Below are 25,724 nucleotides of genomic sequence, written 5' to 3' on the forward strand. Positions count from 1 at the left end.
CACACAGCAAACCCCGACCACCCGGGGAAAGGACGCGACGCCATGTCGGAAGCCGCCACGCACTCCACAGCTGCGACAAGTCCTGCCGCACCGCCCACCGCCGCCACACCCGCCCCCGACTGGCTCGCCTCGTTGGAGCCACTGCTGAGGGAGTGGTTGCCACGGCAGCGGTGGTTCGCGGGGAAGGGGCGGCCGATCAGCGGGTTCGGGCTGGTGGCGGCGACCGAGGTACTCCCCGCGGAGTCGGCCAAGGCGGGGCTGCTGCATCTCCTCGTACGCGCCCGGCAGCCGCTCGTACCCACCCAGAGCGCCGCCCCATCCGCCCCGGGCGACTGCTACCAACTCCTGCTCGGCGTACGACGGACGCTGCCGCCCCGGCTCGCCCCCGCCCTCATCGGCCACGTCACCGAGGGCCCGCTGTCCGGCCGTACGGTCTACGAGGCACTGCACGACCCCCGCCTCACGGACGTCCTCCTGGAGGCACTGCGCACCAAGGCCCGCATAGGGGAACTCCGCTGCGAGCGGGACATGCGCCACGACATCCCCCAGGGCCTGGTGCCGCGCCTGGTGACGTCGGAGCAGTCCAACTCCTCGCTCGTCTACGGGGATACGTTCATCCTGAAGCTCTTCCGGCGGGTGGTGCCCGGGGCCAACCCGGACCTGGAACTGCCGTTGACGCTGTCGCGCGAGGGCTGCCCCCGGGTGCCCGCCCCCGCGGCCTGGATGCTGGCCGACCTCGACTCCGCGCCCGACAGCCATGTCCTCGGCGTGCTCCAGCCGTATCTGCAGGGCGCGGCGGACGGCTGGGAGCTGGCGCTGAGCGTGCTGGCCAAGGGTGAGGACTTCTCGGCGGAGGCACGGGCGCTGGGCCGGGCCACGGCCGAGGTGCACCTGGCGCTCGCCCAGGCCCTGCCGACGGTCACGCTCGGCCGGGCCCAACTGGAGTTCCTGGTCGGCGGCATGACCGAGCGCCTGGAGGCCGCCGCCCAGGCCGTACCGGCGCTCCGCCCGTACGCGCCCGCGCTGCGCACGGCGTTCACGGCGCTCGCGGATCTGGCCGCCGAGGGGCGCACCTGGACGGCTCAGCGCATCCATGGGGATCTGCATCTGGGGCAGTGTCTGAGGTCGCCGGCCGACGGCCGGTGGTCGCTCATAGATTTCGAGGGCGAGCCGTCGAAGCCGCTGGCCGAGCGGCGCATGCCCTCGCCGGTCGCCCGCGACATCGCCGGGATGCTCCGCTCCTTCGACTACGCGGCGCACTCCGTACGCCCCCCGGCCGACGACTGGTCGTCCGTGTGCCGGGCCGCGTACTGCTCCGGCTACGCGGAGGCCGCCGGGGAGGACCCGCGTACCGATCCCGTCCTGCTGCGCGCCTACGAAACCGACAAGGCGGTGTACGAGGTCGTCTACGAGGCCCGCCACCGCCCCGACTGGCTGCCCGTCCCCCTGGCCGCGGTCCACCGCCTCGCCACCAACACCGAACCCGCTCCCTGACCCCGTATCCGCCCCGTATCAGCTCCGCCGAGGAGGCCGTACCTGTGACTCCCCGCCCGTCGTCCGACGACAGCACCCCGCACCCCGAAGCCGCCACCACCGAACTGCCGACCCCGGCGAGCCCCTCCGGGAAGAAGGCCGCGACAAAGAAAACGGCGGCAAAGAAGACGACGACGGCCGACAAGGCCCCGGCGAGGCCCACCGGGAAGAAGACCACGACAGAGGGGACAACGGCGAAGAGGGCGACGGCGAAGAAGGCGACGGCGGGCAAGCCCCCGGCCAAGAAGGCGGCAGCCAGGACGGCGGCAGCCAAGAAGAGCCCCGCGAAGAAGACGGCGGCGAAGGTCGCTGAGGGGACGGAGTCGGCGCGGGCGACGACGGCCGAGGGAACGGGGGCCGAGGGGACGGCCATTGGGGGGACGGTTGTAGCCGGGCAGCCCGCCACCGAGGGGACGGCTGCGGCCAAGAAAACGGCCGCCGCAGGGAGGGCCACGGCCAAGAGGACAGCCACCAAGGAGACGGCCACCAAGGGGACGGCTGCGGCGGGGAGCACGGCCGCCGAGGGAAGGAACGCGGCGAAGAAGACCGCCGCCGGGAAGAGGGCTACGGCTAAGAAGACGGCCGCCGGGGGGACGGCTGTAGCCAGGGAGACCGCCGCTGAGGGGACAGCTGCGGCCAAGAGGACGGCTACCGCGGGGAGGGCCACAGCCAAGAAGACGGCCGCCAAGAAGAGCGCCGCGAAGAAGGCGACGGCCAAGAAGGCTCCGGCCAAGAAAGCCGCTGCCAAGAAGACCACGGCCAAGGTTGCGGCGGTCAAGAAGACCGTCGCGAAGAAGGCGGTTGGGTCGCGGGGAGGGGCGGCGAAGCCGCAGACCGAGGCGGTGGGGCCACTGGCAGCGGCAACCGAGGCTCCGGTAGAGGCCGTCGAACCGCAGGCCGCAGCGACCGATGCGCGGCCCGCAGCAGCCGTGCCGCAGGCAGAGGCTGTCGTGCCACGGGCAGCGGCAGCCGAGGGGCGGGCACCGGCCGTCGAACCACAGGCAGCGGCAGCCGAGGCGCCGACACCGGCCGGCGAACCGCTCGCCGCAACAACCGCAGCGGTGCCGGCGACGGCCGAGGTGCCGGCACCGGCGGTCGAGGTGCCCGAGAAGGCCGAGCGGGCGGCGCTGGTTTCGGCTGGTTCGGCGGCCTCCGGAAGGGCCGCCGTCACCGGCTCTTCGCCCAGCGAGCCCACGGCCACCGCCCCCACCATCCCCGGCCCCTCGCCCGCCGGCCCCTCGGACACCGGCCCCACCGCCATCCCCGCCCCGGCCACCGAGCCGGACAGCACGCCCACCCCCACCCCCACCGCCGAGCCGATCAGCATCCCCTCCCCGGCCGGCGAACCCACCGGCGCGGCCACCCCACCCCCCACCTCCGCCCCGATCCTCACCCGCCCCGCCTACACCCCCGCCATGGACGGTCACGACCGGCAGCGGCTGCTGGACGGGAGCCATCACTCACCGCACTCGGTCCTCGGGGCCCACCCGGCCCCCGGTGGTGTCGTGTTCCGCGCCTTCCGGCCGTACGCGCTCGGGGTGAGTGTGGTCGTCGGATCGTTGCGGGCCGAGCTGCACGACGACGGGGAGGGCTTCTTCTCGGCGCTGTTGCCGCTGCGGGAGGTTCCGGCCTCGTACCGCCTCCTGATCTCGTACGAGGGCAGCGAGCAGGACACGGAGGACGCGTACCGCTTCCTGCCCGCTCTCGGGGAACTGGACCTGCACCTCATCAATGAGGGTCGCCACGAGGAGTTGTGGCAGGCGCTCGGGGCGCGGCCGATGACCCACCAGGGCGTCACCGGCACCCGTTTCACGGTGTGGGCGCCGAACGCGCGGGGCGTACGCCTGGCGGGGACGTTCAACTTCTGGGACGGCACCGGATATCCGCTGCGCGCCCTCGGCTCGTCCGGTGTCTGGGAGCTGTTCGTGCCGTCGATCGGCGAGGGCGAGCTGTACAAGTTCGAGATCACCCGCCCGGACGGCTCCAGGACCCTGCGCGCGGACCCGTTGGCCCGCCGTACGCAGGTCCCGCCCGAGACGTCGTCGATCGTCCACGCCTCGCACTACGAGTGGGGCGACGAGGAGTGGCTGTCGAAGCGGGCCGAGACGCCGGTCCACGAGGCGCCCTTCTCCGTCTACGAGGTCCATCTCGCCTCCTGGCGGCCGGGATTGACATACCGTCAGCTCGCTGAGCAGCTCCCCTCCTATGTCTCCGACCTCGGCTTCACCCACGTCGAACTGCTGCCCATCGCCGAGCACCCCTTCGGCGGCTCCTGGGGCTACCAGGTCACCGGCTTCTACGCCCCCACCGCGCGCCTGGGCACCCCGGACGACTTCAAGTACCTGGTCGACTCCCTGCACCGCGCCGGGATCGGCGTCCTCATGGACTGGGTTCCGGCGCACTTCCCGCGCGACGACTGGGCGTTGGCGGAGTTCGACGGGCGGCCGCTGTACGAGCACCAGGACCCGGCGCGGGCCGCGCACCCCGACTGGGGAACGCTGGAGTTCGACTACGGTCGGCGCGAGGTGCGCAACTTCCTTGTGGCGAACGCCCTTTACTGGTGCGAGGAGTACCACATCGACGGTCTGCGGGTGGATGCCGTCGCGTCGATGCTGTATCTCGACTACTCGCGCGAGCCGGGGCAGTGGTCGCCGAACGAGCACGGCGGCCGGGAGAACCTGGACGCCGTCGCCTTCCTCCAGGAGATGAACGCGACGGTGTACCGCAAGGTGCCGGGCGTCGTGACGATCGCCGAGGAGTCCACGGCCTGGGACGGCGTCACCCGCGCCACCCATCACACCGGCCCCGGCGGCTTCGGCGGTCTCGGCTTCGGGCTGAAGTGGAACATGGGCTGGATGCACGACTCACTGGGCTACATGGCGCACGAGCCGGTGCACCGCAAGTACCACCACAACGAGATGACGTTCTCGATGGTGTACGCGTACAGCGAGAACTACGTCCTGCCGATCTCCCACGACGAGGTCGTCCACGGCAAGTCCTCGCTGGTGTCGAAGATGCCGGGCGACTGGTGGCAGCAGCGTGCCAACCACCGCGCCTACCTGGGCTTCATGTGGGCCCACCCCGGCAAGCAACTCCTCTTCATGGGGCAGGAGTTCGCCCAGGGCGCGGAGTGGAGCGAGGCACACGGCCCGGACTGGTGGCTGCTGGACCCGGCGTACGGCGCGGAGGCCGACCACAGGGGCGTACGCGACCTCGTCCGCGACCTGAACCGGACCTACGTCACCACCCCCGCCCTCTGGCAGCGCGACACCCACCCCTCGGGCTTCTCCTGGATCACCGGCGACTCGGCCGAGGACAACGTCCTGGCCTTCCTCCGCTACGACGCCACCGGCACGCCTCTCCTCGCCGTCTCCCACTTCTCCCCGGTGGTCCGCCACAACTTCCGCCTGGGCGTCCCCGACGAGATCCCGGCCTGGCACGAACTCCTCAACACCGACGCGGCGTCGTACGGCGGCACCGACGCCACCAACCCCGCCCCCCTGAAGCCCGACCCCCGCCCCTGGCACGGCCGCCCGACGAGCATCACCCTCACCCTCCCCCCACTGTCCACACTCTGGCTCCGCCCGGCCTAGTACTCCAGCAGGACTCGACGTTGAAACCAGACAAGATCACTTCACGCAAAGACCCTCGAACGCCTTCCTCGCCCTGTCCGATGTCACTCCAAAGAAGGGGATTTAAGCGGCCGTCACACGAAAAGCCGAACCTGAAATGTTGAATCTTAAAACCGGAATCCGCTCAGCTGCGCTTTCTCCTTCCGAAGCCCCTGATCGGATCGTGAATCCATCCTGTTCTCACGCGAGTTGACAGAAAATCATGAGGAACTCAAAGTCCTCTTAGGTGCCCATCACAGTGCCCGGCGATCAGATTCCCCCGTCCCCAGAAAGGCGATGAAAGGAATCTGAGTTGCAAGCCAAAAACGCTCACCGCAGGTCGTCGCGGCGTGGCAGGAAGACGGCCGCCGCCATCGCCGCCGCCACGGCCCTCCTGGGCGGCGTGCTCTACGCCAGCGCGAACGCCGCCCCCGTCCAGGACAGCGGCACCTCCGCCGCCGCCTCGGCCGAGCCGACCGCCTCGACCGCCGCCTCCTCCTCCGCCTCGGACCTCGTGGACGCCGCCAGCGCGTTCGTGGCCACCCTGGACGAGGACCAGCAGGCCGAGGTGCTCCTCGACCTCACGGAGGAGAACGCCACCGCGTGGTCGAACCTGCCGTGTGGATCGACGTGCCGGGTCGGCATCGAGCTCGGCACGCTCAGCGACACCCAGCTCACCGCCGCCAAGGCGGTGCTGGAGGCCGCGACGGGCACCGGTACCGACACCGGGTACGACCAGATCTCGCAGATCCTGGCGGCCGACGACTACCTCGGCGAGACCGCCAGTGGCTACAGCAGCGACAACTACTACCTGGCGTTCCTCGGCACCCCGAGCACGGACGGCAGCTGGCAGTTGCACTTCGGCGGCCACCACCTCGCGGTGAACCTCTCGTACAAGGACGGCGAGGTCGAGGGAAGCACCCCGTACTTCGTCGGTGTCGAGCCGACCACCTGGACCGGCGACGACGGCACCTCTTATGCCCCCCTGGCCGGGATGTACGACGGGATCAAGGCCATGGTCGACGGCCTGACCGACGACGAACTGACGGAGGCGAAGCTCTCCGATTCGTTCAGCGACGTGCTGCTCGGCCCGGACGAGGACGGCCAGTTCCCGGCGACCAAGGAGGGCCTCGCGGTCAGCGAACTCACCGATGACCAGAAGGAACTGGTGCTCGACGCCATCAAGCCGTGGGTCGAGGTGGCGGACGACGACACCGCCGCCTCCCTGCTGAGCGACTACGAGTCCGAGCTGGACGAGACCTACATCTCGTACTCCGGTACCACCGACCTGGACACCCAGGGCGACTACGTCCGTATCGACGGACCGGGCGTCTGGATCGAGTTCGTCTGCCAGGACGGCGTGATCTACCAGAACCAGATCCACTACCACACGGTCTACCGTGACCACACCCGCGACTACGGGGGAGAGTTCTCGTTCTGATGAGTCGCCTGCCGATCCCACTGTCGTCCGCACTGCGCGGGCTCGCCGGGATCGCGCTGGCGGTGACGGCGGCGCTGCTCCTGGCAGCGCCGCCGGCCGTCGCGCATCCCATGCCCCACTCGGTGCTCCTGCTCGACGTGCACGAGACCTCGGTGACCGCCGAACTCGAACTGCCCGTCCAGGACTTCGCCACGGCGAGCGGCATCGACCTGACCGACGCGACCGACGCGGGCGGGCGATCCGGGGCGATCCGCCGCTACCTGGCCGCCCACCTGCGCCCCACCACCGTCCAGGGCAAGGCCTGGACCGTCACGTTCGGTGACATCACGCTGACCCAGGCGGAGCAGACCTCCACCGGCCCCTACCGCGAACTGACCGTTCAGGCCACACTCACCGCGCCCTCGGGCGGGGACACCCGCCACTTCATCCTCGGCTACGACGCCGTGGTGCACCAAGTCGTCACGCACACCGCACTGGTGTCGATCGGCCAGGACTGGGCGGCCGGCCAAGTCGCCGAAGAGGACCAGGAGTCCGCCACCCAGGTGGGTCTCATCCGCGTCGACACCCGCACCATGGAGGTCACGCCCCTCACCATCGACCTGGAGACGGGGAGCGCCTGGAACGGCACGTACGCGATGTTCCGGCTCGGCGCCGACCACATCCTCGAAGGCACCGACCACCTCCTGTTCCTGCTGATCCTTCTGCTGCCGGCGCCTCTGCTGGCGGCCGGACACCGCTGGCGCACAGCGGTGGGCGCGAAGACCGCCATGGGCCGTATCGCCCGCACGACGCTCGCGTTCACGGCCGGGCATTCTCTGGCGCTCGCTCTGAGCGCTTTCGGAAAACTCGATATTCCGGCCCAACCGGTGGAGGCGTTCATCGCCTTCAGTATTCTGGTCGGCGCGGTCCATGCCGTTCGTCCGCTTTTCCCCGGCCACGAGGCGGTCGTAGCGGGTTTCTTCGGTCTGGGGCACGGAATGGCGTTCTCTTTCGTGCTGGCGGACATGCGGCTCTCCACGGCCCAACTGGCCCTCAGCCTGGCCGGCTTCAACCTCGGCATCGAGGCGATGCAGCTCCTGCTGGTCCTCCTCGCTCTGCCGAGCCTGCTCCTGCTGACCCGACTGCCGCATCACTCCGCCGTGCGCCGCGTCTGCGCGACGCTGACGGCCCTCGCCGCCCTGGGCTGGTTGCTGGACCGCCTAGGCCTGCCGAACCCGGTGGCCCGCGCGGCGGACAGCGCCGGAACCCACACCTCCCAGCTGCTCCTCACCCTCACGGTCACGGCCGCCCTCTCCCTGCTGGGCCTGACCATGCTCCGTCACCGTCACCGTCACCGTGACCGGGCACGGCCGGAGGCAAGCCCGGCCCCGCTCCCGGAGCAGGGTCTGTGCGTGAAGTGATCTCCCGACGATCAGCCCGCCCGGGCCACGGTCGACTCCAGCGCACGACTTGGAGGGCCTGGCGGGCGTCGGGGCAGTCGAGGTCGAGGTGGGCGAACGCGGCGGTCTTCAGCCGGCGAATCCCGTCGCGGTCATGGGTACCTTCGCGACTGGCCGGGGCCAAAGGGCCCGACGGGCGGCTTCTTCGACGCGGCCGGCTTCGGTGCCCTGGTGAGACGCCGACCGACATCCCGCCCCGTAGCCGTCATTCCCCCTTCCTGCCCCCGAACATCAGCCTCCGCAGGGCCCCCAACAACCCACTCGGCTGTCTCCCACCGGAGGCGACAGTCTCCATCGGCGCGGCCGAGATCAGCTCTTCGTTCCCCCGCCGAACGGCCGGCACCCGTACCGCCGAGCTGTTGGGGCTCAGCTCGTACCGAACCGGCAGCAGGCGCAGCCCCCGCACCACCGGCCCCGACCGCCACGGCAACTGATCCGGCGGCAGCGTCAGTTCCGCCCGGGCGAAGTGGTCGAAGACCCGCCCCACGGCGGTGGTGACGATCGTCCCGGCCAGCTCGCGCGCGGCGCTGGGGCACTGGTGCGCCCCGGCCCCCCACGCGAGATGCGCCCGGGTACTGATCGTGGAGTCGACGAGGTGGGACGACTGCGCGGCGATCAGATCACGATGGGCGGCGGCCACGGACGGCGAGACGATGTCCCCGGCGCGAATCCAGAAGTTGCCCAACCGCACATCCCGCGCCGCGAACCGGAAGCAGAGGTTGGCGACCGGCGGATTGGCGAGCGCCGCCCGGTTGACGGTCTCGCCGATCTGCCCGGCGGACAGACTGCGCCGTACGTTCGCGTTGCCGCGCAACACCTCCAGCAGGGTGTTGCAGACCATGTTCCCGGTGACGTCGTTGAGGTAGACGGCGTTCATGAACAGCTCACGCCCCAACTGCTCATCACTCAGGGAGGGGTTGGACAGCAGCATGTACGAGGTGAGGTCCTCCCCGGGCCGTGATCGCCGGTGCGCGGCCAGCCGGATCATCGCGCCGAGCGCCCGCCCGGTGGCCGGCCCGGCGTCGGGGCCGCCGTCCAGCATCCGCCACATGTCCATCACCATCTCGTCGCCCATGTCGACCGGGTAGCCGAAGAGCTTGGTCGTGACCATGAGCAGCAGCGGCCGGGTGTACTGCGCGGCGAGATCGGCGAAGCCACTCGTGCCGGACTCGGCGGCGAGCATCCCGATCAGTTCGTCGGCGTACTTGGCGACGGCGGCCCGCAGTTCCCAGCCCTCGGGGCTGTGCCCGTCCTGGAAGGGCCGCATCGCCGAGTGGTAGGTCCCCCTGGCGGCGCGGTGCTCGTCGTCGTCGAAGAACATGGTCTGCCGCACCTCGTACCCGGCGAGCAGCGGCCAGTCCCTGGGCAGCCGCCCCTCCGCGCGGGCCCGCCAGTGCCGTACGTCCCGCCGCCACAGAGTGTCGTTGCGCAGGACCTCCAGCACCTCGCGGTAGTCGAGAACCAGCCACACCGGCACGCCCATCAGCCCCACCGGCGCCACGGGGCCGTACGTACTCCGCAGTCGCTCGTAGACGCTGCCCGGGTCCGTGTCGAACTCCGAGGTCAGCAACGGCTCCACGGGCAGCTGGTCGAGCGTCGGGCTGCCGGGCGGAGCGGCCGCGAACGGATGAGTTTCCATGACCGACACGCATACCGCATCGGACATGCACTGGCAGTGACGGTGACGAGAACTGTTACGGCTTGGTGATCCCTGATGCACCTGTGGTGACGGGGACGGATGGGAGGCGGCGCGCGACGAGGGCGCGTGCGCCGGGTCCCATCCCGCGCCTCACGCTCCGAAGCCCGTCAGCAAGCCGCGCCCGCAGCCTTCCCGCAAGCCCCTCCCAAGCCCCTACGCGACCCCCTCCGCCAGCCCCTCCGCCAATGCCTTCGGCAGTTCCTCGGCGTGCACCACGCCCAACGCCTGTGTGGCCCTCGTGAGCGCCACATACAGATCGCTGATCCCGAAGCGACCCGGCTCCACCACCAGCACCGAGTCGAACTCCAGCCCTTTGGCCTGACGGGGGTCGAGGAGGACGACGCCCCTGGTCAGGTCGGGTTCCGCGCCGGCCGTCACCCCGTCGAGCCGGGTGGCGAGCGCCCGGTGCAGTTCGCGCGGCGCGATCACGGCGAGCCGCCCCTCGGCCGGGGCCAGCTCGGCGACCGCCTCGGCCACGGCCCCCGGCAGCTCCCGTACGCCCGCACACCGCGCCCAGGGCCGTACGCCCGTCGACCGCACGGAACTCGGCGGCTCGAAGTCCGGCCGTTCGGCGCGTACGACGGCGGCGGCGACCTCCATGATCTCGGCGGGAGTGCGGTAGTTGACGCCGAGGCGGGTGTGCTGCCAGCGGTCCTCGACGTACGGGGCGAGGATGTCCGCCCAGGAGCCGACACCGGCCGCCTCCGCGGTCTGGGCCGGGTCGCCGACGAGGGTCATCGAGCGGGTCGGCGAGCGCCGCATCAGCAGCCGCCACGCCATCGGCGACAACTCCTGCGCCTCGTCGACGATGATGTGCCCGAACGCCCAGGTCCGGTCGGCCGCCGCCCGCTCGGCCGCGCTGCGGTGGTCCCCCTCCTCGTGCCGCTCCGCGAACCGCTCGGCGTCGATGATGTCGTGCGCGGACAGCACCTCCGAACCGTCCCCGTCCGGGTCGCTGCCCTCCCTGTCCTCGAACTCGTACGTCCGGGACGCGTACGACACCTCCAGCACGCCCTGCGCGTAGGCGACCTGGGTCTCCCGCTCCCGTTCGGCCCGCGCCCGCGCCATCCGGTCGTCCACGCCCAGCAGCTCCGCCGCCTCGTCCAGCAGCGGCACGTCGGCGACCGTCCACGCGCGCGTGACGGGACGGCGTACGGCGTCGGCGTCCTCCGGGGGCAGGAACCGCTCAGGCTCGGCGAGAAAGTCGGCGATCAGTCGGCGCGGGGTGATCCGGGGCCACAGCTGGTCGATGGCGGACCAGACCTCGGGGTTCTCGGCCAGCTCGTCGCGGATCTGGGTGATGTCGCTGGCGTCGAGGAGGTTGGAGCCGTCGTAGGGGTCGGTGCCGATGCGTTCGGCGACCATGTCGGTGAGGGTGTTGAGGATGTAGCCCTCGAAGTGCTCGCGGGCCGCGTTGTGCGGGAGCCGCGCCTCACGGGTGCGCTCGCGGGCGACCCGTACGAGGTCGTCGTCGAGCATCAGGATCTCCCGGTCGTGCTCGATGGCGATCACCGGGTCGGGCAGCGACTGCCGGTCCCGTACGACGGCGGCCAGTACCTCGGCCATGCCGGCCTGCCCCTTCACTCGGGCGGCCTCCGGGCTGTCGGCGGCGGTGGCCCGTACGCCCGGGAACAGTTCCCCGACCGTCGACAGCAGCACGCCCGTCTCGCCCAGGGAGGGCAGGACCTCGCCGATATAGCCGAGGAAGGCCGGGTTGGGCCCGACGACGAGGACGGCACGCTTGGCCAGCAGCTCCCGCTGCTCGTAGAGCAGGAACGCGGCCCGGTGCAGCGCGACGGCCGTCTTTCCTGTGCCCGGCCCGCCCTCGACGACCATCACGCCCTGGTGCGGGGCGCGGATGATCCGGTCCTGCTCGGCCTGGATGGTCTGCACGATGTCGCCCATGCGGCCCGTGCGGGCGGAGTTGAGGGCGGCGAGGAGGACGGCGTCGCCGGTGGGGTCCTCGTAGCCGGTGCGGGTCTCGTCGCCGAGGTCGAGGATCTCGTCGTGCAGGGCGGTGACCTTGCGGCCCTCGGTGGTGATGTGACGGCGGCGGCGCAGCCCCATCGGGGTGTGCCCGGTGGCGAGGTAGAAGGGCCGGGCGACATCGGCCCGCCAGTCGATGAGGATCGGGGTGCGGTCGGCGTCGTCCTCACGCAGCCCGATCCGGCCGATGTGGAGGGTCCCCCCGTCCGCGAGATCGAGCCGTCCGAAGCACAGCGAGCCGTCGACGGCGTTCAGCGCGGCCAGCAGTCCCGAGCGCTCGGCGACCAGGATGTCCCGTTCGAGGCGTGCCTGCATGGGGGTGTTGCCCTGCGCCAGCGCGTCATCGACCGAGGTCTCGGTCTCGCCGCGCAGGGCGTCGACGCGTGCGTAGAGCCCGTCGATGAATTCCTGCTCCCTCGGCAATTCATCGTGTTCGTCGGTCGAAAAGCCGGTGTTTGACAATTCTACTCCCGCCCGGATATACTGCGTTCACTGAACTTCTTTGCGATTCAAGTGGGTTGAAGTCGCGAACCAATAAATATACGCAAAAGAATCCCCCGAGCGCAATTGCTCGGGGGATTCTTTCGTGAAGCCGCTCATGAGGGGTTCACAGCACGTCGGCCAGCTCCTCCAGCAGCTTCCGCTTCGGCCGGGCGCCGACCATCGCCCGCACCGGCTCACCGCCCTTGAACACCATGAACGTCGGCATCGACAGCACCTTGTACGCATGGGTCGTCGTGGGGTTGGTGTCCACGTCCAGCTGTACGACCTTGAGCCGCTCGCCCTCCTCGGCGGCCAGCGCGCTGAGCACCGGCCCCATCTGCCGGCACGGCGGGCACCAGTCGGCGGTGAATTCCACCAGCACCGGCACCTCCGCGCCGATCACCTCGGTCTGGAAATCGGCGTCTGTCACCTCGGCCACTCCCGCTGCCCTGATCACCTGATGTCCCCTCCCCACTCACACTCCGGTTCCGGACCGCCCGGAACCGCCGCCTCGGCGGCCAGCCGCTCCCGTGCCGCCTCCGCCCGCGCCAACTGCTCACCGACCCGCGCCCGTACGGCCGCCAACTCGCCGATCAGCTCGTCGAGTTCGGTGAGCTTGCGGCGGTACACCGCGAGCGACGCCGGGCACGAGTCGCCCTCCGGGTGACCCGCCCTGAGGCACTCCACGAAGGGGCGCGTCTCCTCCAGGTCGAACCCGAAGTCCTGCAGCGTACGGATCTGCCGCAGCAGCTTGAGGTCGTGCTCGTCGTACGTCCGATACCCGTTCCGGGCACGCCGCGCGGGCAGAAGCCCCCGCGTCTCGTAATACCTGAGCGTCCGTGTCGTGGTCCCGGCCCTCGCCGCCAGCTCGCCGATGCGCATACGCCCGACGCTATTCCTTGACGTCGGGGTCAAGGCAAACCCCTGAAGGGACCCAACGAAAACGACCGAGCGACCAGGTCAATAGGGGGAGGACCTGGCCGCTCGGGGTTTGGGGAGTTGCTGTTCAGTTGTTGAGCTGGTCCGGGGGACCTCAGGGTGCGTGCCCCGATGGGCCGCAGGCCCAAAAGGGGCGCGGGGAACGGCGCGACCGGCCACGACGAACCTGCGGCCTACAACGAAGCGATCCCTACGGCGCTTGGTACACGGCGCCCCCTGCGGAAGGCCTACGCCTTGGCTAGGGCCTTCTCTTCACCCGCGGCGGAGCCGACCTCGGCCTCCGGCGCAACCCCATGCTCATCCAGCAACGTCGCCTCATCGAACGGCAGCTGCCCGGCGAGCACCTGGTCCACCCGCCCCCGATCGATCTCCTTGGTCCACGTACCGATGAGAACCGTCGCGACGGCGTTACCGGCGAAGTTCGTCAGCGCGCGAGCCTCGCTCATGAACCGGTCGATACCGACGATGAGCCCGACACCGTCCACAAGGGCCGGCTTGTGGGACTGGAGACCACCCGCGAGGGTGGCGAGCCCGGCCCCGGTCACACCGGCGGCACCCTTCGACGCGATCAGCAGGAACAGCAGCAGCGAGACCTGCTCACCGATCGACATCGGCGTACCCATGGCGTCGGCGATGAAGAGGGACGCCATGGTCATGTAGATCATGGTGCCGTCGAGGTTGAAGGAGTACCCGGTCGGAACGGTGATGCCGACGACGGGCTTGCTGACACCCAGGTGCTCCATCTTCGCGATGAGCCGCGGCAGCGCGGACTCGGAGGAGGAGGTGGACAGGATCAGCAGGAACTCGCGGCCGAGGTACTTGAAGAGCGTGAAGATGTTGAGCCCGGAGACGATCTTCAGCAGGGCGCCGAGGACGATGAAGACGAAGAGCACACAGGTGATGTAGAAGCCGAGCATCAGCACGGCGAGGCTCTTCAGGGCGTCGAGACCGGCGGACCCGGTGACGGCGGCGATGGCACCGAAGGCACCGATCGGCGCGGCCCACATGACCATGGCGAGGATGCGGAAGACGAGGCGCTGGATGTGCTCGATGCCGCGGATGATCGGCTGACCGGCGTTGCCCATGGCCTGGAGCGCGAAGCCGGCGAGGAGGGCGACGAGCAGCGTCTGGAGGACCTCGCCGCCGGTGAACGCGGAGACGATCGTGGTCGGGATGATGCCGAGCAGGAACTCGGTGGTGTCCTTGGCCTCCGCCGAGACCTGTGCCTGACCGGTCTCCTTGATCGCGTCGGTGACGGCGAGACCGGTGCCGGGCTCGACGATGTTGCCGACGACGAGACCGATCGCGAGGGCGACCAGCGACATGATCAGGAAGTAGACCAGGGCGATACCGCCGACGGCGCCGACCTTGGCCGCCTTCCGTACGGAGCCGATGCCCAGCACGATCGTGCAGAAGATGATCGGGGAGATCATCATCTTGATCAGGTTCACGAAGCCGGTGCCGATGGGCTTCAGCTCGACGGCGAAGTCCGGGGCGATGAGACCGACGGCGATGCCGAGGGCCACGGCCACGATCACGGCGATGTACAGGTAGTGGGTGCGGTCCCGCTTGGCGGGTGCGGTAGGTGCCGTATGGGTGGTGCTGGCCACGGCTGCCCTCCTCGTCGACGACGTCGTCGGCTCGTTCGTCCGGCGTGCGGCTCACGACCGGGGAAAGTGGGATGTTCGGGAGACGGACTCCCGGGACGGGAGCCTGACGACTCCCGGACGGACGGGAACTCGGGGGCTCCCTCGATCGGGAACCGGGGGAGGCTCCCTGGGATCGGGAACCCGGAGAGGCTCCCTGTGGCTGGAAGGTGCGGTATGTCTTCCGGTCAGTGGGAGACGGATCTCCCGGCGGCTCGGGATCGGAATCCCGGGGTGGGAGGGGTGACTCCCTGTCGATTTATGTCCATGTGTTGGCCATCTCGACGATGTGACTATCCACCGCCCTGTGAGGGCGGTCACCCTTCCGTTCATTTAGTTCACGCCGACGCGTCGATGCAGACTGTTGCCATGCGCGTCCCGTCCCTGATCCGTCCCCGCAGCCTGGCCGGCCAGCTCTTCGCCGTGCAGGCGGTGCTGATCGCCGCCGTGCTGGCCGGATATGCGCTGTTCACCTACGTCAGCGACCGCACCCAGGCGGAGGAGGCGGCGGGCCGCCAGGCCATGGCGGTGGCGGTTTCGGTCGCCGACGCCCCGTCCGTACGGGAGGCCATCCACACCCCGGAGCCGACCGAGGACCTTCAGCCGTACGCCACCGAGGTGCAGGAGCACGCGGGCGTCGACTTCGTGACGATCATGACGCCGGACGGCATCCGCTGGACGCACCCGGTGAAGGAACGGATAGGGCAGAAGTTCGTCGGCCATATCGAGAAGGCCCAGAACGGCGAGTCCTTCACCGAGACCTACACCGGCACCCTCGGCCCGTCCGTCCGCGCGGTGACCCCGGTCATGGAGAACGGCGAGGTCATCGGCCTGGTCAGCGCCGGTATCAAGGTCCAGGCGATCAGCGCCCGCGTCCAGGACCAGCTGACGGCCCTCGTCGGCGTGGCGGCCGGTGCCCTGGCCCTCGGCGGCATCGGCACGTACATCGTGAACGCCCGTCTGCGCCGCCACACCCACAACATGAACGCCGCCGAGCTGAGCAATATGCACGACTATCATCAGGCCGCCCTCCACGCCGTACGCGAGGGCCTGCTGATGCTGGACGGCCAGTTCCGGGTGGCGTTGATGAACGACGGGGCGCGGGAGCTGCTGGGTGTGGCGGACAGCGAGGGGGCGGACGGCGAGGGGGCGGAGGGCCGGTCGACGGTCAGTCGGTCGGTGGTGGGCCGGTCGGTGGCCGACCTGGGCCTGCCGGCGCCCCTGACGGGCGTACTGCTCTCGTCCGAGCCCCGGGTGGACGAGGTCCTGCTGACGGCGGACCGGGTGCTGGTGGTGAACACCTCCCCGGTGTCGGGCGGCCACCGCCGAGGCACGGTGGTGACCTTGCGTGATGTGACCGAGCTGCAGTCCCTGATGGGCGAGCTGAACTCCGAGCGCGGCTTCACCCAGGCCCTGCGCTCCCAGGCCCATGAGGCGGCGAACCGTCTCCACACGGTGGTCTCCCTGATCGAGTTGGGCCGCGCCGACGAGGCGGTCGACTTCGCGACGGCGGAGCTGGAGCTGGCGCAGGCCCTGACGGACCAGGTGGTGGCGGCGGTCACCGAGCCGGTGCTCGCGGCGCTGCTGCTGGGCAAGACCGCCCAGGCGAACGAGCGGGGCGTGGAGCTGGTCGTCTCGGAGGACAGCCGTATCGACGACGGTCTCCTCCCGGAGTCCCTCCCGGCGAGGGACCTGGTCACGGTCCTCGGCAACCTGATCGACAACGCGGTGGACGCGGCACAGGGGACGGTGGGCGCACGGGTGACGGTGACGGCGTATACGGACGAGAACGACTACGACTCGGACTCCGTCGCGAACTCCGTCGCGAACTCCGCCTCGGACTCCGTACTGGTCCTGTGTGTCTCCGACACGGGTGCGGGCGTGGACCCCGCCCACAGCGAGATGGTCTTCGAACGCGGCTTCTCGACGAAGCCGGCGGGCCCCGGCGGCCGGGGCCTGGGCCTGGCTCTCGTACGACAGGTCGTGCGCCGCCATGAGGGTTCGCTGACGGTGTCGGAGGCGGAGGAGGGCGGGGCGGAGTTCGAGGTCCGTCTGCCGTTGCGTACGGCCTCCCCCACTCCGCCCGCCGCCGAGCCCCCCGTTCGATCCACGCACCCCACCCACTCCGCCCGATCCGTTCGATCCGCCGCGCCTGGAGGCGACCGCTCATGACCAAGTCGGAGCCCATCAGAGTCCTGGTCGTGGAGGACGACCCGGTGGCGGCGGACGCGCACATGATGTACGTGGGCCGGGTCCCCGGTTTCACGGCGGTGGGCAAGGCGCACACGGGCGCGGAGGCCCGCCGCGCCCTGGACCGCACGCCCGTGGACCTCCTTCTGCTGGACCTCCACCTCCCGGACGTCCACGGTCTGCAGCTGGCCCGTTCCCTGCGGGCGGCCGGCTATCACGCGGACGTCATAGCGGTGACGTCGGCGCGGGACCTGACGGTGGTCCGGGAGGGCGTGTCGCTCGGGGTCGTCCAGTACGTCCTGAAGCCCTTCACGTTCGCAACCCTCCGTGACCGTCTGGTGCGCTACGCCGAGTTCCACGCGGCGGCGGGTGAGGCGAGCGGCCAGGACGAGGTGGACCGGGCGCTGGCGACACTGCGGGCGCCGGGCCCGGCGGCGCTGCCGAAGGGTTTGAGCGCCCCGACGCTGGAACGCGTGACGGTGGCGATCCGCGACGCGGCGGAGGGCCTGACGGCGGCCGGTATCGCGGAGGCGGTGGGCATCTCCCGCATCACGGCGAGACGCTATCTGGAGCACCTGGTGGACGCGGGCCGGGCCCGCCGGGAACCGCAGTACGGGCAAGTGGGGCGGCCGGAGCTGGTGTACCGGTGGGTGAAGGGCCAGTGAGCGGGCGGGGGACGACGGTCGACGGTGGTCACCGCAGCGGCCGGGCGTAGACCACGACCTGGACTCCCAACCCCACGACGGTGAGCGCTTCGACGGCGGAGAGCGCGACCAGCCCGGAACTGGTCTTCCCGCTCACCCAGTAGACGAGCAACCCGGCGATCGGGACGACGCAGAAGGCGAGCAGGTCGATCCCGCACTGTATGACCTTGCGGGAGCGGCGCCGGGCGTCCGCCCGATGAGCCACCTCCCACTCGAACGCCCTGTCCGTACGGGCGAGTTGAGCGAGCCGTGGCCCGAGTTCACCCCGCACGTACGTGCCGATCGCGGAGATCTTCTGGTCGTTGACGAGGTAGGTCCACCCGAGCACGACGCACACGGGCGGCAGCGCGAGCAGCATGGCGGGCTGCTTGGCCTGCGCGGTGGCCGCGATGACGGCGGCGAGGATGGTGAGGGTGACGTAGAGGAGGTTGTCCCGAAAGCCGATACGGGTCTTCTGCTCGTCCTTGACGGCTTGGTACTCGGCAAGCAGGAGCTGCCCCACATTGATGTCGGGCAGGAGCTGCCCCACGTTGACGTCATCCGGCGCCGTCATGCGTCCCCCTTCATCGCACCACCATGATTCTGTCAGCTCGCCCCAACGCCGAGAACGCCGGAACTGCGGGGACTCCAGGAACTCCGGTGACTCCGCGAACTACTGTCGTGACCATGGCCGAACTCGATGCCCTCAGCGCCACCCGCGACGCCTACGACGCCGCCGCCCCCACCTACGCGGACCTGTTCCGCGACTCGCTGCGCGACAGCCCCCTGGACCGCGCGATCCTGGGCGCCTTCGCCGAGGTCGTCCATGCCTCGGGTGGGGACGGCCGGGTCGCGGACCTGGGCTGTGGCCCCGGCTATGTCACCGCTCATCTGGACGAGCTGGGGCTGTCGGCGTTCGGTGTCGACGCCTCGCCCACGATGATCGAACTGGCTCGGCAGACCTATCCGCACCTGCGCTTCGACGTGGGCTCGATGGAGTCGCTGAAGTCACTGGACATCGCCGACGGCACGCTGGACGGCGTACTCTCACGCTGGTCCATCATCCACACCCCGCCGCATGAACTCCCCACCATCCTCGCGGAGTTCCACCGCGTACTGTCCCCCGGCGGCTACCTCCTGATCGGCTTCTGGGCAACCGAGGACCCGTCCCACCCACCTCAGATCTTCGACCACGCGGTCACCCCGGCCTACCGCTGGTCCCCCGACCACCTGGCCACCCTCCTACGCGACTTGGGCCTGTCCGAGGTGGCCCGAATGATCACCGAACCCCGGCCCAGCGACCGCCGGCAGTTCCAGAGCGTTCATCTGCTCACCCGCAAGGCGGAATCTTCCTGATGACCCGGCCGCTGCAGACGGATTGACCTGACTAGACCACTCCTCTTACGTTCACTGGGCAGACAATTCCCGGCCACTGCCCCGTGAGCCATAGGAGGTCGTGCCCGTGCGCCCCACCGCACCCAACTCCCGCCCCCGCCTCGCCCGCCGCCGTCCGCTCCTCACCGCGGCGATCGCCCTCGCCGCCGCCTCGACCGCCCTCACCGCCTGCGGCAACGGCGCCGGCAGCGATCCGGACACCGTCGAGGTCTCGTACAAGCAGTCCACGGACAACTCGATCAAAATCCTGGACACCTATCTCGCCGACATCAAGAAGCAGTTCGAGAAGGCGAACCCGGGCAAGAAGGTGAAGCTGGTCCCGATCAAGGCCCCGGATTCGGAGTACTACACCAAGGTCCAGCAAATGCTCCGCTCTCCGAAAACGGCCCCCGATCTGGTCTACGAGGACACCTTCCTCATCAATTCGGACATCACCAGCGGCTATCTCAAGCCCCTCGACGACTACTTGGCCGACTGGAAGGACTGGGACCAGTTCATCGACACGGCCAAGACGGCGGCGAAGGCCGAGGACGGAAAGACGTACGGCATTCCGGACGGCACGGACACGCGTGGCCTGTGGTTCGACAAGGCGATCTTCGCGAAGGCCGGTCTGCCCTCCGACTGGCAGCCGAAGACATGGGAGGACGTTCTCGACGCCGCCCGGACCGTCAAACAGAAGGTCCCGGACGTCATTCCCCTGAATGTCTACACGGGCAAACCGGCAGGCGAAGCGGCGACCATGCAGGGCTTCGAAATGCTGCTCTACGGAACGGAGGGCGCGACCGCCGCCGCCTCCGGGTCCGACCCCTTGTACGACGAGAAGTCAAAGAAATGGAAGGCCGGAACCCAGGGCTTCAAGGACGCCCTCACCTTCGTCGAAACGGTCTACAAGGAAAAACTGGGCCCCGAGGTCTCCGACGCCCTCGACCCCAACATCACCACCCGCGTCCGTGGCGAACTCCTCCCCCAGGGCAAACTCGCCATCAATCTGGACGGCTCCTGGCTCCCCCAGGACTGGCTCCCGGGCAGCGGCCACGAATGGCCGGAGTGGTCGGAGAAGTTGGGCCTCGCCTACATGCCCACCCAGAACGGCCAAGCCCCCGGCAAGGTGAGCATGTCCGGCGGCTGGACTTGGGCGATCCCCGACAAGGCGGCCAACCCCGACCTCGCTTTCGAGTTCATCAAGACGATGCAGACGAAAGCGAACGCCCAGAAGTGGTACATCGCCAATTCCGGTATCGCCGTCCGCAAGGATGTCGCCGCCGACCCCACCTACGCCGAAGCCCAACCCGGAATCAAGTTCTTCACGGACCTGGTGGCGAGCACCCACTACCGCCCCGCCTACCCCGCGTATCCCAAGGTCTCCACCGCCATCCAGGAGGCCATGGAAGGCGTGACGACGGGCGACATGTCGGTGGCCGAAGCCGCGAAGAACTACGACGAGGAACTGAAGTCGGCCACGGACGACCAGGTGACAGAGGGGTGAGTGGGTGAGTCTCCGACGGTTCCTCCCCCTCACTCCCGCCACCGTCCTCCTGCTCCTCTTCCTCGCCGGCCCCATCGCCTACTGCGCGTACATCGCCTTCACCGACCTCCAGCTCACCGGTCAGGCGGAGGATTCCTTCGTAGGCTTCGAGAACTTCCGTACGGCCTTCACGGACGAGGCATTCCTCAACGCGGTCTGGCTGACGCTGGTCTTCACGGTCGTCTCGGCGTTGCTGGGCCAGAACACCCTGGGCCTGGCCCTGGCAGCGCTGATGCAACGCGCGTCGAAGCCCGTCCGCACGCTGATCGGCGGAATCGTCGTCACGGCATGGGTACTCCCCGAAGTGGTCGCCGGTTTCCTGCTCTACGCCTTCTTCCGCCGGGAAGGCACCCTGAACGCCATCCTGGATTGGCTCCATCTCCCCACCCAGAACTGGCTGTACACCCTCCCGATACTGGCCGTCTCGTTCGCGAACGTCTGGCGGGGCACGGCATTCTCGATGCTGGTGTACTCAGCGGCCCTGAACGAAATCCCGAAGGAAATCACGGAAGCGGCGGAGGTCGACGGCGCGGGCGGCTGGCGCCGGATGTGGCACATCACGCTCCCCATGATCCGCCGCTCCATCGGCACCAACCTGATGCTCATCACACTGCAGACGTTGTCGGTCTTCGGCCTGATCTGGGTGATGACGCGGGGCGGCCCGGGTGGCAAGAGCCAGACATTGCCGCTGTTCATGTACGAGGAGGCGTTCCAGAAGAGCATGATCGGCTACGGCACGGCGGTGGCGCTGTTGTTGCTGGTGGTGGGGTCGCTGTTCTCGGTCGTGTACTTGCGGCTGCTGCGGACGGAGGTCTGATCCCCGTGTCTCCCTCGTCCTCCGCCCGCTCTCGCTCTGGCTCCGGCCCTGGCTCCCGCTCCCGCCCTGGCTCCCGCTCTCAGTCCCGCCGAACCCGCCATCGCCTGGCGGCGGATGCCGTGCTGCTCCTGCTGGCCGCCGCGTTCGTACTGCCACTCGCCTGGGTGGTCCTCTCCTCCCTGGACCGGAGCGCGAACCTCCAGGTGAAACTCCCGGACGGTGTCACGTTCGCCAACTACGAGGCGGTCCTGACCCCGGAGATCACCTTCACCCCGCTCCTCAACAGCCTCATCCTCTGCGGCGGAGGCACAGCTCTCACGGTCATCTGCGCGGCCCTCGCCGCCTACCCCCTCTCCCGCTACCGCTCCCGCCTCAACCGCCCCTACCTCCTCACCATCCTCTTCGCGACCAGTCTCCCCATCACCGCGATCATGGTCCCGGTGTACGCGTTGTTCGTTCAGATCAATCTGATCGACACGATCGAAGGCACGGTCTTCTTCTTCGCCGCGTCCCAACTCCCCTTCGCCATCTGGCTGATGAAGAACTTCATGGACGGCGTACCGAAGGAGCTGGAGGAGGCGGCCTGGACGGACGGCGCGTCGTCATTCCAGTCCCTGGTGCGGGTGGTACTGCCGCTGATGGGGCCGGGGGTCGCGGTGGTGACCGTCTTCTCGTTCGTGATGATGTGGGGGAACTTCTTCGTCCCCTTCATGCTGCTCCTCACCCCGGATCAGATGCCGGCGGCGGTGAGCATCAATGAGTTCTTCGGGAATCGGGGGACGGTTGTTTATGGGCAGTTGGCGGCGTTCTCGGTTATTTACTCGACGCCGGTGATTTTGCTGTATGTGGGGGTGGCGCGGCGGTTGGGTGGGGGGTTTGCTTTGGGTGGGGCGGTTAAGGGGTGAGTTCACCGGCCCGGGCACGGCATTGGGAGGCGTCGTCGGGGGCGTTGGCGCGGGTGAAGGCGTCGGCGGCCATGAGCCAGCAACTACGGGCCCCGGACAAGTCATCGACGAACTCCAAAACGACGGCCAGGCTTTGAAGTGTCTCGCCCTCACCATGCCAGTCCTCAAGCTCCCTGAAGATCCCCAAAGCCTCGTCGTGTGCCTCCAACGCCTCCTCAACTCGGCCGTCAGTCTGCCGGATGACGCCGATCCTGCTCCACGCCACACCCTCATGGTGACGGTCTCCTATGGTCCGGAACAGTTCGCGGGCCAGGGTATGGGCCTCGATCGCTTCCTCTGTCTGGCCCGCCTTCTGCAAGGCGCTGCCAAGGTTGCCCCACGCGATAGCCTCACGGCGGATGCTCCCGGCAGCCCGATGCAGGTCAGCAGCGCGGCTGTGGGCATCGATCGCCTCCTGCACCCGACCCGCCTTTCGCAAGACGATGCCAAGGCCGTCCCACGCAGCAGCCTCGCCCTCGCGGTGCCCGGCAGCCTCGAACAGGTCGCGAGCGTGCGCATGGGCGTCAATGGCCTCCTCCACCCGGCCCAAGCGTCCCAAGGTGGCGCCAAGGTTGTCCCATGCCACGGCCTCACCGGGCTGATCGCCAGTGTGGTGGGCGGCCTCCTGAGCAGTCTGGTTGATGACGATCAAGTCGTCGAAATACCGTCGCCACTCCAGGTAATCCGTCAAACACTGGGCAAGCTGCACCGCCGCGACCTCGTGTCGCTCCTCCCTTGCCCACTGGACGGCTCCCACCAACCCCGCCCGCTCGGCATCCAGCCAGGCCAGTGCGTGCCCCCGGTCAGCGAACCGCTCCGGCTCCACTGTCCCCGGAACCCACCGCAGCCGATCACCAGCCGCATCTGCCCAGTGGCAGTAGAACTCCAGTACTCGCTCTCGCGCCCTCTCTCCCTCCTCCCGCAAACCCTCATCCCCCGCCACCACACCCACCCCGAACGCCCTCACCAAGTCATGCAACCGCCACCACCCACGCCCACTCCCCCTCTCAACGAGGTGCGCACGGGCCAGCGCCCGCAGTTCCCCCAGCGGAAGCGCCTCGGCCCCCACCAGCGCGGCGGCGACCTCGTCGCTCACCTCGGGCCCCGGCGCGAGGGCGAGCAGTCGCAGTAGCCGGGCCTGTTCGGGTGGCAGGCGGCGGTAGGACAGTTCGAAGGCGGCACGGACATTGCGCGCCCCGTCGTCGAGGTGGGCGAGCCGGTCGTGCGAGGCCGCAAGCTCGTCCACAAGTTCCGCGACCGGCATGCCCGGGTCCTCGACGAGGAGCGCCGCCGCGATCTGGAGGGCCAGCGGCAGGTGTCCGCAAAGGTCTGCGAGTCGCCCGGCCGCGTCGATGTCGTCCGTGACGCGGCTGTCCTCGGGGTCGGCGATCCGCAGGGCAAGGTCGAGAAGTCCCCGGGCGTCCTCGGGTGCGAGCTGGTCCAACGGTACGAGCCGGGCGCCCAGTTGGGTCAGACGGTCACGGGAGGTGACCAGCACCCGATGCCGCTCATCGCCCGGCAGCAGCGGCCGTACCTGGTCCGGCGACGACGCGTTGTCGGCCAGTACCAGTACCGCCCCTCGCTCCCGCCCCCGCTCCGCGAGCACCGAGCGATAAAGCCCCGCCCGATCGTCGGCCCTGGCCGGAATCTGCTCCGGCGGAACCCCAAGCGCCCGCAACAACGACTGGAGCGCCTGATCGGCGGTGACGGGTTCCTCGTCGTACCCATGCAGATCGACGAAGAGCACCCCGCCCGGGAACAACCCCTTCGCACACGCCAGATGCGCGGTCTCGACGGCGAGCGCGGTCTTCCCGATACCTCCGAGCCCGGACACGGCGCTGACCAGGACGGCAGCCGAGCCATCGGGCGAAGCGGAGCTATCCAGCGCACTCAGCAACTCGGACGTCTCCCCGTCCCGCCCGGTGAACCCACCGGGCCTCGGCGGCAGCCCGGCCATCGCCTCCGGCGCGGCGGCGGCCCCGCCGAACTGGATCACAACCTGAACGCCGATCACCTCGCGCAGAAAAACCCCACCACGGAAGTCGGAGTGGTCCCCGCCGTACCAGGCCGCCGTGCTGCCCGGCGTATGCCGCTCCATGGCCGCCGCCACGGCGCCCGCACCCCTCGGATCGGCGGCGAGCAGCCCCTCCAGCCGCTCACCCCACTCCCGTACGGCATCCCGCTGAGCCGGGTCCCGCGCCACGTCGGCGAGTTCCGCGACCGACACAACTGGCTCGCCCGTGTCCAGCCCGACGGCCCGCGCCAGCGACTCCACCGCCCGGCGTCCGTCATCCCCGTACGCGCCCTCGGCCAGGGCCGCCAGCAACGCCGCTTTCATGTGCTGTTCCGTCCCCCGGTGTCCATTACCGACAGTGCGTCAACGGTAGGGCCTCCGAGGCAAGTCAGCACCGACTCCCGAACGCCCCCCTTCCCGCAACAGCCAACCCCCGCCCCCAGCACACCACTTGGCGTACCGTGATGATGTGCCGCAAACTCACCCCACCGTCGTCGTCCTGACCGCACTCGCGCTGGAGTACGCCGCCATGCGCCGCCTCATCGAGGACCGGCAGGATCTCGTCCACCCTGATGACGCCGGAACCCGAGTCGAGTGGGGCAGGCTCCCCGGTACCGACTGGCATGTCGCCCTCGCCGAACTGGGCGAGGGCAACACGAACGCCGCCGCGCTCACCACGCAAATCATCGGCTGGCTGAAGCCGGAGGCCGTGCTGTTCGTAGGTGTCGCGGGCAGCCTCAAGGCCGACATCGACCTCGGGGACGTCGTGGTCGGCACGAAGGTGTACGGCTACCACGGCGGCAAGCGGACGCCGGACGGCTTCCTTGCCCGCCCCGAGTCATGGCAGGCCTCGAACGCGCTGGTGCAGGCGGCGCGTTCCGCGGTGCGGGACATGGCCGGCGTACGGGCGCACTTCAAGCCGATCGCCTCCGGTGACGTGGTCCTGGCCGACGCCCAGTCCGAGATCGCCCAGCATCTCCGCGAGAACTACAACGACGCGGCGGCGATCGAGATGGAGGGCGCGGGCGCGGTCCGCGCCGCCCATCTGAACGGCCAGTTGCACGCCCTCGTGCTCCGGGGCATCAGCGACCACGCCGACGCCGCGAAACACGAGGCCGACGCGACGGGCTCGCAGGAACGGGCGGCGGCCCAGGCGGCGTCGGTGGCGGTGGCGACGCTACGCAAACACCGCCCGCGCGGAGGCCCCGGCAGCTCCGGGATCTCCGGCCCCTCCGACACCAAGGAGGGTCCCCAACGACGCGACGGGGACGGCGGAGCCACATACGGAGGCGACCACAACGACTTCCGAGGCGGCACCTTCTACGGACCCGTCATCGGCAAACAGACCGTCCACAAACAGGCCGGCCACCGGCCGTAGC

At 69.5% G+C, this 25,724-nt stretch carries 18 protein-coding genes; 11 read left to right on the forward strand and 7 right to left on the reverse strand.

Annotated elements, in window-relative coordinates:
- The first annotated feature begins 42 nt into the window (after nt 1-42).
- The 4 genes from ACWD4G_RS23145 to ACWD4G_RS23160 all read left to right on the forward strand — a co-directional run bounded on the left by ACWD4G_RS23145 (nt 43) and on the right by ACWD4G_RS23160 (nt 7,985).
- Nucleotides 43-1,494 carry a maltokinase N-terminal cap-like domain-containing protein gene (locus ACWD4G_RS23145; protein WP_451296273.1) on the forward strand — a complete coding sequence of 484 codons (1,452 nt, stop codon included), beginning with the start codon at nt 43-45 and terminating at the stop codon, nt 1,492-1,494.
- A 989-nt stretch (nt 1,495-2,483) separates the two neighbouring features.
- A complete protein-coding gene (glgB, locus tag ACWD4G_RS23150; RefSeq protein WP_451296644.1) occupies nt 2,484-5,126 on the forward strand; it encodes a 1,4-alpha-glucan branching enzyme in 2,643 nt (880 codons plus the stop codon).
- A 331-nt stretch (nt 5,127-5,457) separates the two neighbouring features.
- Entirely contained in the window at nt 5,458-6,585 is a 1,128-nt protein-coding gene (locus ACWD4G_RS23155) for a DUF3500 domain-containing protein (RefSeq protein WP_451296275.1), read from the forward strand.
- Nucleotides 6,585-7,985, forward strand: a complete 1,401-nt coding sequence (locus ACWD4G_RS23160; RefSeq protein ID WP_451296277.1) for a HupE/UreJ family protein — start codon at nt 6,585-6,587, stop codon at nt 7,983-7,985. Before ACWD4G_RS23155 ends, ACWD4G_RS23160 begins: the two co-directional genes overlap by 1 nt.
- A gap of 244 nt (nt 7,986-8,229) precedes the next feature.
- Here ACWD4G_RS23160 and ACWD4G_RS23165 read toward each other — a convergent pair whose 3' ends face one another.
- The 5 genes from ACWD4G_RS23165 to ACWD4G_RS23185 all read right to left on the reverse strand — a co-directional run bounded on the left by ACWD4G_RS23165 (nt 8,230) and on the right by ACWD4G_RS23185 (nt 14,741).
- On the reverse strand, nt 8,230-9,663 hold the full coding sequence (locus ACWD4G_RS23165; RefSeq protein WP_451296279.1) for a cytochrome: 1,434 nt from the start codon (nt 9,661-9,663) through the stop codon (nt 8,230-8,232).
- A 213-nt stretch (nt 9,664-9,876) separates the two neighbouring features.
- Entirely contained in the window at nt 9,877-12,132 is a 2,256-nt protein-coding gene (locus ACWD4G_RS23170) for a HelD family protein (protein WP_451296646.1), read from the reverse strand.
- A gap of 184 nt (nt 12,133-12,316) precedes the next feature.
- A complete protein-coding gene (locus tag ACWD4G_RS23175) occupies nt 12,317-12,631 on the reverse strand; it encodes a thioredoxin family protein (RefSeq protein ID WP_451296648.1) in 315 nt (104 codons plus the stop codon).
- A 14-nt stretch (nt 12,632-12,645) separates the two neighbouring features.
- On the reverse strand, nt 12,646-13,074 hold the full coding sequence (locus ACWD4G_RS23180) for a MerR family transcriptional regulator (RefSeq protein ID WP_451296281.1): 429 nt from the start codon (nt 13,072-13,074) through the stop codon (nt 12,646-12,648).
- A gap of 284 nt (nt 13,075-13,358) precedes the next feature.
- Entirely contained in the window at nt 13,359-14,741 is a 1,383-nt protein-coding gene (locus ACWD4G_RS23185; RefSeq protein ID WP_451296283.1) for a cation:dicarboxylate symporter family transporter, read from the reverse strand.
- Between the two features lie 405 nt (nt 14,742-15,146).
- Here ACWD4G_RS23185 and ACWD4G_RS23190 point away from each other — a divergent pair, with 405 nt between their 5' ends.
- Together ACWD4G_RS23190 and ACWD4G_RS23195 are read left to right on the forward strand one after the other, a co-directional pair.
- Nucleotides 15,147-16,949, forward strand: a complete 1,803-nt coding sequence (locus tag ACWD4G_RS23190) for an ATP-binding protein (RefSeq protein WP_451296285.1) — start codon at nt 15,147-15,149, stop codon at nt 16,947-16,949.
- Nucleotides 16,946-17,632 carry a response regulator gene (locus ACWD4G_RS23195; RefSeq protein ID WP_451296287.1) on the forward strand — a complete coding sequence of 229 codons (687 nt, stop codon included), beginning with the start codon at nt 16,946-16,948 and terminating at the stop codon, nt 17,630-17,632. Before ACWD4G_RS23190 ends, ACWD4G_RS23195 begins: the two co-directional genes overlap by 4 nt.
- 28 nt (nt 17,633-17,660) lie before the next feature.
- On the opposite strand, the gene ACWD4G_RS23200 is transcribed toward ACWD4G_RS23195, so the two are convergent.
- Complete coding sequence (locus ACWD4G_RS23200) at nt 17,661-18,224, reverse strand: hypothetical protein (protein WP_451296289.1); 564 nt, start codon at nt 18,222-18,224, stop codon at nt 17,661-17,663.
- A gap of 113 nt (nt 18,225-18,337) precedes the next feature.
- Between ACWD4G_RS23200 and ACWD4G_RS23205 the strand changes: the two genes are divergently transcribed.
- From ACWD4G_RS23205 to ACWD4G_RS23220, 4 genes are all read left to right on the forward strand, one after another.
- Nucleotides 18,338-19,006, forward strand: coding sequence for a class I SAM-dependent methyltransferase (locus tag ACWD4G_RS23205; protein ID WP_451296291.1), 669 nt, complete (start codon nt 18,338-18,340; stop codon nt 19,004-19,006).
- A 106-nt stretch (nt 19,007-19,112) separates the two neighbouring features.
- Entirely contained in the window at nt 19,113-20,531 is a 1,419-nt protein-coding gene (locus ACWD4G_RS23210; protein ID WP_451296293.1) for an extracellular solute-binding protein, read from the forward strand.
- Nucleotides 20,532-20,535: 4 nt separating this feature from the next.
- Nucleotides 20,536-21,387, forward strand: a complete 852-nt coding sequence (locus tag ACWD4G_RS23215; protein WP_451296295.1) for a carbohydrate ABC transporter permease — start codon at nt 20,536-20,538, stop codon at nt 21,385-21,387.
- Nucleotides 21,388-21,491: 104 nt separating this feature from the next.
- On the forward strand, nt 21,492-22,292 hold the full coding sequence (locus ACWD4G_RS23220; RefSeq protein WP_451296650.1) for a carbohydrate ABC transporter permease: 801 nt from the start codon (nt 21,492-21,494) through the stop codon (nt 22,290-22,292).
- Here the strand turns inward: ACWD4G_RS23220 and ACWD4G_RS23225 are convergent.
- Nucleotides 22,282-24,669 (reverse strand): tetratricopeptide repeat protein, encoded by a 2,388-nt coding sequence (locus tag ACWD4G_RS23225; RefSeq protein ID WP_451296297.1) that lies wholly within the window; start codon nt 24,667-24,669, stop codon nt 22,282-22,284. The genes ACWD4G_RS23220 and ACWD4G_RS23225 overlap by 11 nt on opposite strands.
- 145 nt (nt 24,670-24,814) lie before the next feature.
- On the opposite strand from ACWD4G_RS23225, the gene ACWD4G_RS23230 reads away from it, so the two are divergent.
- Nucleotides 24,815-25,723, forward strand: a complete 909-nt coding sequence (locus ACWD4G_RS23230) for a 5'-methylthioadenosine/S-adenosylhomocysteine nucleosidase (RefSeq protein WP_451296299.1) — start codon at nt 24,815-24,817, stop codon at nt 25,721-25,723.
- Nucleotide 25,724: the final 1 nt, after the last annotated feature.

The sequence above is a fragment of the Streptomyces sp. NPDC002643 genome, from assembly GCF_053592555.1.